Annotated in this window: 13 protein-coding genes; 5 read left to right on the forward strand and 8 right to left on the reverse strand. The window is 40.9% G+C overall.

The window, feature by feature from the left end; translation table 11 throughout:
- Positions 1–58 precede the first annotated feature (58 nt).
- Together EHQ24_RS03470 and EHQ24_RS03475 are read left to right on the forward strand one after the other, a co-directional pair.
- Positions 59–415: an STAS domain-containing protein gene (locus EHQ24_RS03470; RefSeq protein WP_100742913.1), complete on the forward strand. Its 357-nt coding sequence runs from the start codon at positions 59–61 to the stop codon at positions 413–415.
- A gap of 3 nt (positions 416–418) precedes the next feature.
- Positions 419–1,168 carry a diacylglycerol/polyprenol kinase family protein gene (locus EHQ24_RS03475; RefSeq protein ID WP_135600311.1) on the forward strand — a complete coding sequence of 250 codons (750 nt, stop codon included), beginning with the start codon at positions 419–421 and terminating at the stop codon, positions 1,166–1,168.
- Between the two features lie 10 nt (positions 1,169–1,178).
- On the opposite strand, the gene EHQ24_RS03480 is transcribed toward EHQ24_RS03475, so the two are convergent.
- The 8 genes from EHQ24_RS03480 to eno are packed head-to-tail and all read right to left on the reverse strand — an operon-like array spanning position 1,179 to position 8,456.
- Positions 1,179–1,688, reverse strand: a complete 510-nt coding sequence (locus EHQ24_RS03480; protein ID WP_425270069.1) for a hypothetical protein — start codon at positions 1,686–1,688, stop codon at positions 1,179–1,181.
- A gap of 52 nt (positions 1,689–1,740) precedes the next feature.
- Positions 1,741–2,274: a DUF4416 family protein gene (locus EHQ24_RS03485; RefSeq protein ID WP_135600313.1), complete on the reverse strand. Its 534-nt coding sequence runs from the start codon at positions 2,272–2,274 to the stop codon at positions 1,741–1,743.
- Positions 2,275–2,279: 5 nt separating this feature from the next.
- Positions 2,280–3,659: a TldD/PmbA family protein gene (locus EHQ24_RS03490; protein ID WP_135600314.1), complete on the reverse strand. Its 1,380-nt coding sequence runs from the start codon at positions 3,657–3,659 to the stop codon at positions 2,280–2,282.
- The gene (locus tag EHQ24_RS03495; protein ID WP_135600315.1) at positions 3,659–5,044 is read right to left on the reverse strand and encodes a TldD/PmbA family protein; all 1,386 of its coding nucleotides are present in this window, start codon (positions 5,042–5,044) and stop codon (positions 3,659–3,661) included. The genes EHQ24_RS03490 and EHQ24_RS03495 overlap by 1 nt, the downstream gene beginning before the upstream one ends.
- Before the next feature lie 34 nt (positions 5,045–5,078).
- Positions 5,079–6,092: a YheT family hydrolase gene (locus EHQ24_RS03500; protein ID WP_135600316.1), complete on the reverse strand. Its 1,014-nt coding sequence runs from the start codon at positions 6,090–6,092 to the stop codon at positions 5,079–5,081.
- On the reverse strand, positions 6,079–6,687 hold the full coding sequence (locus EHQ24_RS03505; protein ID WP_135583481.1) for a ClpP family protease: 609 nt from the start codon (positions 6,685–6,687) through the stop codon (positions 6,079–6,081). Before EHQ24_RS03505 ends, EHQ24_RS03500 begins: the two co-directional genes overlap by 14 nt.
- 1 nt (position 6,688) lies before the next feature.
- Positions 6,689–7,153 carry an FtsB family cell division protein gene (locus EHQ24_RS03510; RefSeq protein WP_135600317.1) on the reverse strand — a complete coding sequence of 155 codons (465 nt, stop codon included), beginning with the start codon at positions 7,151–7,153 and terminating at the stop codon, positions 6,689–6,691.
- A gap of 1 nt (position 7,154) precedes the next feature.
- Entirely contained in the window at positions 7,155–8,456 is a 1,302-nt protein-coding gene (gene eno, locus EHQ24_RS03515; RefSeq protein ID WP_135600318.1) for a phosphopyruvate hydratase, read from the reverse strand.
- A gap of 122 nt (positions 8,457–8,578) precedes the next feature.
- On the opposite strand from eno, the gene lepA reads away from it, so the two are divergent.
- The 3 genes from lepA (at position 8,579) to EHQ24_RS03530 (ending at position 12,539) form a co-directional block, all read left to right on the forward strand.
- Positions 8,579–10,384 carry a translation elongation factor 4 gene (gene lepA, locus EHQ24_RS03520; RefSeq protein WP_135600319.1) on the forward strand — a complete coding sequence of 602 codons (1,806 nt, stop codon included), beginning with the start codon at positions 8,579–8,581 and terminating at the stop codon, positions 10,382–10,384.
- Positions 10,385–10,479: 95 nt separating this feature from the next.
- Positions 10,480–11,589, forward strand: coding sequence for a hypothetical protein (locus tag EHQ24_RS03525; RefSeq protein ID WP_135600320.1), 1,110 nt, complete (start codon positions 10,480–10,482; stop codon positions 11,587–11,589).
- Positions 11,586–12,539 (forward strand): glycosyltransferase family 2 protein, encoded by a 954-nt coding sequence (locus EHQ24_RS03530; protein ID WP_135600321.1) that lies wholly within the window; start codon positions 11,586–11,588, stop codon positions 12,537–12,539. Before EHQ24_RS03525 ends, EHQ24_RS03530 begins: the two co-directional genes overlap by 4 nt.
- Positions 12,540–12,558 lie beyond the last annotated feature (19 nt).

Consider the following 12,558-nt stretch of genomic DNA (forward strand, 5'->3'; position numbering starts at 1 on the left):
AAAGTTTTATTTACTTGCAATAGAGTGCAAGAATGAAATAAGAAAAATAGCAATTTTTATGAGCCTAGACGATTTAGTAGTTTCCACGGAAAAAATAGACACTGTGTATGTGACCAAATTGCAGGGAAACCTAAATAACTTCACTTCCGAGAAGTGCATCAAATCTGTGCTCAATTCCTTAAAACATGGATCTGTCATTTTAGATCTAGAGGAATTGAATATGGTAACCACTCAAGGGATCATCGCTTTCAAAACTCTCAGCGAAGAAGCATTTCTGCACAAACATAAAATCATCTTAATCAATCTGCCGTTAAGTGTTAGACAAGCATTTTTAATGGCAGGGGTTCGTAATTTATTTCCCATCGCTAATAATGAAGAGGCAGCATTCAAAATGGCCTCAAGGCCCAGTAGGTAAACCGTGAATTCAGGATTTAATTTTTTTCGTAAAATTTGGCATGTACTCGGGCTTATCATTCCCGTGACTCTTTTTTTTGATCCCTTTAAGGACGCCTTCGGACTTGTTTTTGCCACTCGGGCAATTTTGGTGACCGCACTTGGAATCTTACTGATCAGTTTGTTAATCTTAGAATTTGTTCGGCTAAACCATTCAGGATTCGAAAATTTCTTTTATCAGTATTTTGGGTTCCTAATGAAAGAATCAGAAAGAAAAAGATTCAATGGAACCGTTCCTTATTTTTTTGCAAACTTCCTTGTTGTTTTGTTTTTTCCCGCCGAAGTTGCCATTCTTTCCATTTTGTTTTTAGTAGTTGGTGATCCCTTTGCAGCTTACGTTGGAAGTAAGTATGGAAAACATCGATTTTATAATGGAAAATCACGCGAGGGAATCATTGGTTTTTTAGTGCCCGCATTTATCTTTTCAATCCTTGCACTCTTTCTCATTACTAAATCCCAACCAGGAAGTTTTCTTGCGATCTTGGACAACCAAGGAGCCATTCTTTGGACACCCATCTACCTAGTTTTCTTTTCTGTGGTTTCTGCTTGTGTGACAGAGTTTTTTGCAAGTACTACGGCCAAAGGACTTGTGGATGACAACCTTCTGATCCCGATCGTAGGTGCAGTTGTTTTATCGGTTTTATCTTTACTCTATTTGGATTATACTCCAATGGATTTTTTCTTTGATCCAAAAGCGCTTTACATTCAAAAATAGATTTACTAACTTATTTCCAGCGTAGCTCGACGACTCTATGTTTGGTGATTGGTTCCATTCCCGGAACCATCACCGTATATTCTAAAGATATAGATCCTAGATCCTCCAGTCGAAAAGGGGACTTCTCCATTCCTTTACGGCGGAACTCTTCTTTCAAAAGGGCGCCTAAATAATGAAACGAAACCACAATGTTGTTTTGGAATAAATTCCCTTCCATTCGTTCCGAGGAATTCCCATACTTTAAATAGGCTACATACCCCGAACGAAAGGCCTCTTTTCCTAACCCATTGTAAGGTTTAGAAAGTAACATTCGAAACCCAGGTGTTTCTCTCGCGGTAAAATATAAAAAATTACCAAAATCTTCGTAACTAGGATTTTCTTTTTTAAAGGATTTTTTTTCCAGATAAACAGTATCTTTTTCTGTTTTTGGTTCTGTACAATCTAATGGTTCATTGAAATTATCACAGAACTGAAAAGAATTCGTAATTGTCCCTGAACAATTGAGAGATGTTAGGCCCATACCTATGACTAAACTAAATAAAAAAAACTTTTTGGTTACATTAACAGTCAAGTTACGATTTGAATTTATTAAACTCATACGATTCTCTGAGGGTATTAAAAAAATAACTTACATCTCTTTCTCTAAAATAATTTTGTGCAGATTCTGTAATCACAAGCTGGTTTCCCGAAAAAAAGTAAATTGTTTCTCCGTAAACACCTTGGAACAAATACGTGCGGTGGAAATCATCCTTAGATTTCGCAATCACAATGTTATGCGAAGTGACGTAACCGGGGATAAGAAGCACACTTTGGTCTTTTTTTTGCAGGAGAGATTGAAACTCTAAACAATCCTTCTTTTTTTCTACCAGTTCTTCCCTATGAATTCTTTGTTTGAAAGAGAGAACTTTTGTAAACCTTCCCGGGTAAGCAAATTCTCTTTCCGTTTCATCTGGTGTCCACTTGGTGAGTTGGATGGATTCATAGAGGATTTTAGAAAACCGTTTTTCCGCTAGAGCCTTCAGTTCAAAAAGGATTCCTTCCTCTTGGTAGGAAAGAATGACAAAAAACGAAGCTCCCGGTGGTCTTTCTAAAATCTCTTGAGGCATAAAGTTTACTCTTCCGTAACCCCTGTAATGGTAAATCCATCTAGTAGCATATAAGGAACAAAAGAAGACTCACCCAAAAGCTCACCTTCTTTGGAGATGGCTTCGATTTGACCTAGTGCATCAAATGCATTTCCCACAATTTGAACCTCTCTGACGGGGATTTTTTCGCCATTTTCTAAAAGGTATCCGCCCTTGATCACTCCCGAAAAATCACCCGAAGCTCCATCTTTAGTACCTGAAATTCGGTTCACAAATAGAGTTTTTCCAGGGAGTTTCAAAAAATCGTCTTTTGCGGAAGTTCCTGGGGCAATTTGTAATTGTTTGGGGCCGCATCCTGGAAGGCTTTGAGCACCACCAGTGGCCGATCCATTGGATTTTTTAAGACCTGCTTTTTTGGCTTCATAGGTATTATAAAAAAAGGTTTCTAAAACTCCATTCGTCAGCACTGATTTTTTAGAAGTAGGTAGGCCTTCGCGGTCAAACCCAGTGGAACCCATCAAACTATTGTTTGTTGGATAATCCCAAATGGACAAAAGAGGGGAGGCCACTTTTTCGCCTAACTTTCCCGCCATTTTGGATTTGCCTTTCCTTAGGCTTGTTCCATTTAAAGAGCCAATAAAAAGACCAAGAAAAAAGGAATACACAGCTTCGGGAGGAAGTAAAACCTTACCTTGGAATCCAGAGATGGGTTTGGCATAAAGTGCGCCCATACATTTGTCTCCAAAATTCATAAAAGCTCTTTTCCATAGAGTTTGGAACTGGTTTTTATCAAACCCACTCGCAGAATCATAATCAAAACTTCCGACGAGATCCCCGTCCACACCCATTCCCATCACAGACGCTGATAGTTCTGCACCAAGTTCATGGGCCATCACACCCTTGGAAGACACAATGAGTTTATAACCTTTGCTAAGCGAAAAATCTCCCGAGTCAATATTGACCTTGGAATACAAATCATTTCTCCAACCGAGGGCTTCTTTCGCAGAATTGACCAAATCCTCAATTCCCATTGTATCTAAAGAAGGATCATACTGGTTGAAATGATTTTGGATGGGTTCTGGTTCTGGAAGTCCTAAATCAAAATCGGGAGTGGATTGGCTTTTTGCTAAACTATAGGCTTCTTCAATGGACTCGTAAAGACTAGGGATATGATTGGAGATGATAAAACCTTGGTTTCCCTCAGCGATCACACGAATCCCAAACATATTTTCTTCGGTCGCTGTGCAGTTGTTTAAGTCATTTTTTTCTAAACTCACATCTTCCGAGTAACCGTAACTAGAATAAATTTCTACTTGGTCGATCCCATTGGTTTTTGCTTTTTTGACTAAATTAGAAAGTAAATCTTTTTGGTCGTTCAAACGTTTTTCAATCGAAGTACGATCCATTATTTACCACCTAACAATACTTTTGTGCGAACATACGGGCCACCGGCATCTACTTTGGCTGGTTGCCCTTTCCCACAATGCCCTGAACCCAAATCCCATTTGAATTCTTTGGAAACCATATCTACATTTTGTAATACATCAAAGGCAAGGCCAGACACAGTCACACCTTTCAGAAGTTCTGTGATTTTTCCATTTTGGATGCGGTAGGCTTTTTGAACGGCAAACATAAATTCACCAGTCGCATCTGCTTGGCCGTTTTTGGCACCATCCAAATAGTATCCGTCTTTGGTGTTAGCAATCATTTCATCCAAACTAGATTCCCCTGGCACAAGAAATGTATTTCGCATACGAATTAGTGGAACATCACCATATTCCCAAGCCCTTGCCGAACCCGTAGGTGCCACACCAAATCGTTCTGCAGTTTCGCGGTTGTGGAGGTAAGAGGATAAAATTCCATTTTTAATGATCATAGTGTTTGTAGGAATCACTCCTTCATCATCCACAGGGATGGAACCACCGGCTCCTTCGTAATATTCAGAATACCCAGAGTCACATAACGTAACTAAGTCGGAACCAACCCTATGTCCAATTTTTCCTTGAGCCACAGAACCTGAGAGAACAAAGTCTGCCTCTACGGTATGACCAATGGCTTCGTGAACGAGAAGGCCCACAATCGACGGGGATAAAATCACAGTGGAGAGGCCGCCGTCGGGGAGAGAACTGGAAAGTAGATCCACAGCAGTTTTACAGGCTTCGTCAGAAATTTCTGTAGGAGATTGGGAACGAAAGAGGCAGTCCCAACCGCCAGTCACACCAATCGAATGAGAACCCGATTCCATTTTTCCATCTTCTTTGGCAACGGCAGACACTCGAAATTCGGGCCTTACCATACTAAAAAAGCTGTCGGCTCCATCTGTAGTCACAATGGCTTTCTCTTCATAAATTTCAGAATACCCGCAACCCACGGATTGGAGTTTTGTGGATTGTTTGGTGGCAGCATTTTGGATGTCGAGGACGAGTTTTAATTTTTCTTCAACGGTTCGGTTACGAAAGTCTTCGATACCTTTTCCTATAAAATCACCAACGGCAAAATTGGCCTTGGGCAAATGGGGGATTTTATCTTTTCGCAAAGCAGAGGATAGGCGAGCGGCTTTTTTTGCTACCTGGATGGCATTTTGGATGGAGGATTTTGAGATTTCGCTTGTGGAGGCAAAACCCCAAGTTCCCGCTTCTAAAACACGAACACCTACACCGGTTCTTTTGCGTAAGGCAGTGGATTCTACTCTGCCTCTTTCTGCATGAAAGGAACGACTTTCTTTATGATGGTATCTTAGTTCGACAAATCCGGACTCTTCGGCCAAACATTCTTTTAATAGGTTCCGCATACGTACCTGCCTTATATTTTAATGATTATGATGATTACGATTTGATCTGAGAATCAAAAAAATCCAGAAGGATACGAGGAAGCCATCTTCCTTCTGGATTGTCTGGAGAGGGATCACTGATAAATCCTACATGTCCCCCTTTTTCCGTAAGAACGGTTTGTAATAGGGGATAGGACTTCCAACGAATTTCGTGCCAAACTTCGGAAGGAACCACTGGATCATCTTCTGCATGTACAATTAGGCCTGGAACCTTGATCCCACCTAAATATTTAACACTCGAACAAATGTTATAGTATTCCAACACATTCGCATAACCAGAGATTGGTGCGGTAAAAAAATCATCGAAATCAAAAAAAGATTTACTACGTAAAACTCTTTCTTTCATTTTATCAGAGATTTCATAAACCCCTGAGGTTACCTTTTCTTTCATGGTATCCAAAAAATGATCCCGGTAAAAATTTCCAGCACGAGAATCAATAAAGTCACAACTTCGTTTTAAATCCAAAGGAGGGGATGTTGCCGAAAAAGCTTTTGAATAATGTTCCCTTTTTTCTCCAAAAAATTTGATCACCATATTGGCAGACAATGAAAATCCAGAAACAAATATGGATCTCGAAAAGTGTTTATATATGTATTTTAAGACAACATCCAAATCTTCCGATTGGCCGGCATTATAGGGTTTTTTGGCAATTCCAAGGCCTCGACCACAATTGCGCAAATTCATTCGAATTACACCATAACCACGGTTTAGTGCTTCTTTGCCCACACTGACCATATAGTGGGATTCCGAACTGCCTTCCATTCCATGAATGAGAAATAAATAATGTCCGTTCCACTTGGAGGCATTTTTTCGCACTTGGGAGAGAGGAGGATTGTGTTCTAACCAAAGGAGATCCCCAGACCCATCGTTTGTGGGAATGAGGATACTCTCGGAATAATACTCATCCTCAAGCGAATTGTCTGGAGGAAAAAGTACGTTGTAGACAGTTTGTAAATGTCTACCTTCTAAAAATCTTCTTGGTTTGAATTCTCTGTTAGACGACGTCAATTTTGTTTACGATCTTATCTACAATCCCGTAAGCTAGAGCTTGGTCGGCATCCATATAATAATCGCGATCAGTGTCTTCCACCAATTGTTCGTAGGTTTTGCCACAAGCCTCAGCTAACATTTGATTGAGTTTTTCTTTGGTTTTGACAATGTCTTGCGCATGGATGAGTAAATCCGTAGCAGGAGCTTGGATTTGTCCTCCAATGGAAGGTTGGTGGATCATCACTCGACCATTCGGCCAAATATAACGATTCCCTTTTTTCCCTCCAATGAGAAGAATCGAACCCATAGAGGCTGCCATTCCCATACATACTGTATGCACCGGTGAGGAAATCATCTGCATGGTGTCATAAACGACAAGTCCAGAGGTGACAACACCACCGGGGCTATTGATATAAAACGTAATTGGTTTTCCAGGATCTACCATTTCCAAATACATAAGTTTGGCTGTGAGTTCCTTAGAGGATTCGTCAGTCACAGGACCCCAGAGAAAGATTTTCCGTTTTTCCAGGAATTTCTTACCCATGTTTTTGTCGCTAATGAGATCTTGGATGGTTTCGGTGATTTCTTTTTCTGGTGTTTCTTCTTCTGGCATATTAATTCAGTCTTTTGTGATTAGACATAGGTTGCAAGCGTTTCAGCTTGAAGTAAACGCCTAGAATCAGGAAAACACTGAAAGAAATAAAAAAGAAACGTAATAAAAAGAGCGGTGGTTCTTTCCAATCCGCACTCAAACCCGCTGTGCGTAGCGCGGCGGGAAGCACCTTTGGTTTTTCCGGTGTTTGCGAGATTGATTCTTCAAATTTCAATACATGTGCGGTTTCAGAAAGTAGGTAGTACTTCCTTGCTTCCTGTTCTAAGGCATAAGCATCATTTTTAAGGCGGCGTTCTTTTTCTTCCAACCCTTGGTTTTCGACCACAAGCCTCTCTACTTCCGCATTGAGATTTTGTAACTCTTTCTCGAGGCGCATACGTTCTGCAATCCCAGACTCGGACAAAAGTCCGAGGTAGAGACCAGCACAAATATATGTTACGAGTAGGGAGGCTTTGGTTGGTGTCATATTACCTTAGGTTGTAAAAAGTATTTACTCCGCTATAAGTGGCATTTTTACCGAGTTCTTCTTCGATACGAAGGAGTTCGTTGTATTTTGCAATTCGGTCCGTTCGGCTGAGTGATCCTGTTTTGATCTGACCGGAGTTTGTTGCCACAGCAATATGGGAAATGGTCGCATCTTCCGTTTCCCCAGATCTATGAGACACAACGGCAGTGTACTGAGCTTTTTTGGCCATTTCAATGGCACTGAGGGTTTCCGTAAGAGTTCCGATTTGGTTTACTTTGATGAGAATGGAATTACCAATTCCTTTTTCGATCCCTTGTGCGAGTTTTTTGATATTGGTTACGAACAAATCATCCCCCACAAGTTGGATCTTTTTCCCCAGTTTTTCGGAAAGTTTTTTCCAGCCTGTCCAATCGTTTTCATCTAGGCCGTCTTCCATGGTAATGATCGGATACTTGGACACTAAATTTGAGTAGTATTCTACTAGTTCTTCCGCAGTCTTTTCAGGTTTTTTCTCTGCTTTGAGAACGTATTTCTTTTTCTTCTCATCGTAGAACTCAGAAGCGGCACAGTCCAAACCAATTTTGATGTCCAGGTCTGGTTTGTATCCAGCCTTTTCAATGGCAGTGAGGATCACCTCAATGGCTTCGCTATTACTTGTTAGGTTTGGTGCAAATCCACCTTCGTCACCCACAGCAGTATTCAGACCTTTCCCTTTCAGAACGGACTTCAAACTATGGAATACTTCTGCACCCATACGAAGGGCTTCGCGGAAGTTGGGAGCCGATACAGGAAGGATCATAAATTCTTGGAAGTCGATATTGTTATCTGCGTGCGCACCACCATTGATGATATTCATCATAGGCACCGGAAGTTCACGAGCAAAGGTTCCACCGATATAACGGTATAATGGAAGGCCTGTATGTGCAGCGGCCGCTTTTGCCACAGCCATAGAAACCCCAAGAAGTGCATTGGCGCCTAACTTAGATTTATTGGCTGTTCCATCTAGGGAAATCATAGTTCCGTCAATGAGGAGTTGGTTGGTTGCCGAAAGGCCTAAGATGGATTTAGAGATTTTAGAATTTACATTTTCTACGGCTTTGAGTACACCTTTTCCGGAGTATCTTTTTTTATCACCGTCACGAAGTTCTACGGCTTCGTGTTCACCAGTTGACGCACCAGAGGGAACCGCCGCACGACCAAAGGAACCGTCTTCTAGTGTGACATCCACTTCAACGGTTGGATTTCCTCTGGAATCCATGATTTCACGGGCTTTGACGGAACGAATGCTATCTTTTTGGGACATCGGGAATTGTTTCTCCTAAGGGATAATTTCCTCCCAGTGTTAGGAATTTTAAGCCTCTGACAATAAACTTTTTCGACAAAGAGCCTAGTTCCAGGAAAATGACTTAAAAAGAAGAGGGAACCGTGAACGAACGCCAAAAATTCACCCGCAATTTTTCCATCATCGCCCATGTCGACCATGGAAAATCCACTCTGGCGGATCGTTTGCTTGAGATTGGCCTTGTCACAGACCAAAGGACAAAAAAAGACCAAATCCTCGATTCCATGGACATCGAAAGAGAACGTGGGATCACCATCAAGGCGAACAATGCGTCCTTCGATTACCATGCCAAAGATGGAAATATTTATCATTTAAATTTAATTGATACCCCGGGCCACGTGGACTTTACGTACGAAGTGTCTCGTTCCCTTGCTGCCTGCGAAGGGGTTCTTCTCATTGTGGATGCAAGCCAAGGGGTGGAAGCCCAAACTTTGGCCAATTTGTATTTGGCAATGGATCTTGATCTTCGCATAATTCCCGTTATTAACAAAATCGATCTTCCTTCTGCTGATATTGACAAATGTAAATTGATGATTGAAGAATCATTAGGATTAAATCCTGATGAAGCCATTCCGATTTCAGCCAAAACCGGGCTCAATGTACAAGATGTTTTAGAGGCTATTTGTTATTTGCTTCCACCACCGGTTGGGGATGTGGATGCTCCTCTCAAAGCACTGATTTACGATTCCTTCTTTGATACGTATATGGGTGTGGTTGCCAAAGTGCGTTTGTATGACGGTAAACTTCGCAAAGGCGAAATGATCCATATGATGAACATTGGGCGCCAATTTACGGTGACCGAAGTCGGGATCAATCGTCTCTCCATGGTATCTTGTGAAGAACTCCAAGCGGGTGACGTAGGTTATGTGGTCGCTGGGATGAAAAAGATGGGAGATGCCAAAACAGGGGACACCATCACCCATGCCAATAGACAAACTGCAGAAGATGTAAAAGGATTTAAAGATGCAAAACCAATGGTATTTGCTGGACTTTTCCCGATTAACGGGGAAGACTTTGATGCCCTTGTGGATGCCATCGAAAAACTAAAGTTAAACGATTCTGCCCTTACCTTTGAAAGAGAAAATTCTGCTGCCTTAGGATTTGGATTTCGAGTAGGGTATCTCGGACTTCTTCATATGGAGATTGTCCAAGAACGTTTGGAAAGAGAATTTAATTTAGCCCTGATCACAACGGCTCCGTCCGTTAAATTTCGAATCACAACAACGAAAGACGATGTGATCGAAGTGGATAACCCTAGCAAATGGCCAGATCCCATACTAATTGGGAAATCAGAAGAACCTTTTGTCAAAGCAACCATCATTGCTCCTGAATCGTACGTCGGAAATATCATGTCCCTTGTGATTGAAAAACGAGGGATCCATATGGATACGGTTTATCTCTCCAAAGACAAACTCCAACTCACATACGAACTTCCGTTAGCTGAGCTAATTTTCGAGTTTTATGACAAACTCAAATCCTATACCAAAGGGTATGCTTCCTTGGATTACGAAGAAGTGGGTTATAGAGATTCCAAACTGGTTCGAATGGACATCCTTGTGAATGGGGAACCGGTGGATGCACTCTCCTCAATTGTTCACAAATCCAAAGCGGAAGAGCGGGGACGGGTCATCATTGAAAAATTAAAAGACCTGATCCCTCGCCATCAATTTATGATTCCACTCCAAGCAGCCATCGGTTCCAAGGTGGTGGCTCGGGAAAGTATTTCTGCCCTTCGTAAAAACGTAACAGCAAAATGTTACGGTGGAGACATTTCACGTAAGAAAAAACTCCTAGAGAAACAAAAAGAAGGAAAAAAACGGATGAAACAAATTGGAAATGTTGAAATTCCGCAGGAAGCCTTCCTATCCATTTTGAAAACTGGGGACTAGATTCTAAAATTGTGCCAAGCATTCCCTTGGCACAAAATAGGTTCGTGTCAACCCGCACCAAGTCCATATATCCAAGCAAACAAGGTTAATACAAAATGAATCTTGTTCCTTCTGATATTTCCGATCGTTCCCATTTTTTTCCTGAACTCCCGATCCGAATTTCAGAAATCCCATTTCTCGCATTTGATTTTATACAAAAAGAAAGTAAGTTAACCACAGACCCGCACACTACGCCCTCCCTTACGGCACTCCATTTCATTCGGGATGATTTACTTCCCCTTGGTTTTGGAACCAAGTGGAGAAAGGCTTTTGGTATTTTCCAGTATTTGCAAAAAAATCAGATTCGCAAAGTACTCCTTTGGGGTGCCATCCACGGAAATTATTTGGCAAGTTTTACTTATATTCTTCGTCGCAGCGGAATCATCGTAGATTCGATTGCCTATACCAGGGATTCCCATCTTCGGTCGTATAATGAAAGATTGGTTCGAGGTCATTCTCATACTTTAAGCTGTTATGCGAATCGAAAGGAAGCTCATGCGGTTTGGCTAGAAAAGAAACAAAATTACCCAGGTCTATCTTTACCGGAATTTGGAATCCACGTTGGACAAAATCTGGGGCTCCGTTCTTTCTGGCAGAAACTGGAGAAAAAAATCTTTCAGTCTCTAAATACCTCTCTAGATCAGAAGGATCCAAATTCACCTACCAATCAAAAAAACAAAGCCATCCTACGAATGGAAATCGGATCTGGAGCGACCTTTCTTTCTGCCTTAGATTATTTTAATGAAACATCCATCCTTGTCCAAGGAGTGATGGTAGGAGAAAAAAAAGAAACTTGGATATCCCACAAGGAGAATTTACAAAAACAATTAGGCCTCAGAACCATTGCCGCAAGAGAAGGACAGATTTTGGAAATCGTGAGAGAAAACAAATCTCAAATAGAATCTGAAAAGAATAAAATCACAAAGACAGTATCCTTTGGAAAACAAACCCAAGTCCAAAAACAGTGGATTTACGATTTCTATCGAAATACAGATATTCTCCTAGAACCCATATATAGTGGAATGACGATGAAACCCTTACTACGGGAAATATACGAAATGCAATTATCTCCGTCTTCTGTAATGCAAACATCTCCAATTTTTTATCTCCACCAAGGGGGCCAAATCCAACATCTAGACTTGATTTTGGAAAAAGAATCGAAATGATCTCCCTTGAAACACCGCTTGTTTCCATCATTATCCCAACCTATAACCGAAAGGCAATTGTAGACAGGGCAATACAATCCGTAATCAACCAAACCTATCCCCATTGGGAACTGCATATCGTAGATGATGGATCTACAGATGATACATGGAAGGATCTACTTTCCAAATTACCTCGGTGGAAAGGGAAACTATCTTCCTTTGGTAGAAATCAGAAATCCATCCAAGTCCACCAAACAGAACATAGAGGAGTGAGTGAGGCAAGAAACTTTGGAATTCAAAAAACAAATGCAGAGTGGATTGCCTTTTTAGATTCGGATGACGAATGGTATCCAGAGAAACTTTCCAAACAAATAGAATTTCATAAATCAAATCCTGAATTTTTCTTTTCTCAAACGAGAGAGGTCTGGAACAAAAAAGGGAATTTAATGGAACCAAAAGGAAAATACAGGAAACGTTCTGGATGGTTTTTAAAAGAATCCTTAGAACTTTGTATGGTGACCTCTTCCAGTTTTTTGGCGCATAAACCAACATTGGAAACTATTGGGGGATTTCGCACCGAACTACCCATATGCGAAGATTATGATTTATGGAACCGAATCCTTTTAGCTGGATATCCCATAGGGTTACTCGAAGAAAATCTTATGGTTCGTTACGGAGGTCATGAAGACCAACTCTCAAACCAATATCTTGCTTTAGAGAGATTTCGATTGTATTCTCTTTTATTAACGAAAGAAGAATTGCGTGAAAATGGGAAATGGGATTTGTTAGAACCACTAACAAAATCTCTTTTTCAAACTGCCATCAAGTCTCGTCTGGATACGATCCTCAAAGGTCGTATCAAACGCGGAAAAGATTCAGAATGGATCGAGAATTTACTTACCGATTTTTTATCAGAAAAACCAATTCCAAAAAAGGATTTATCCTCTTTGTTAGTTGACTCTCTATTTTAATCTAAAAAAACTTGGGATC

Origin of the sequence: Leptospira noumeaensis (assembly GCF_004770765.1) — a bacterium.
In the GTDB taxonomy this organism is placed as follows: domain Bacteria; phylum Spirochaetota; class Leptospiria; order Leptospirales; family Leptospiraceae; genus Leptospira_A; species Leptospira_A noumeaensis.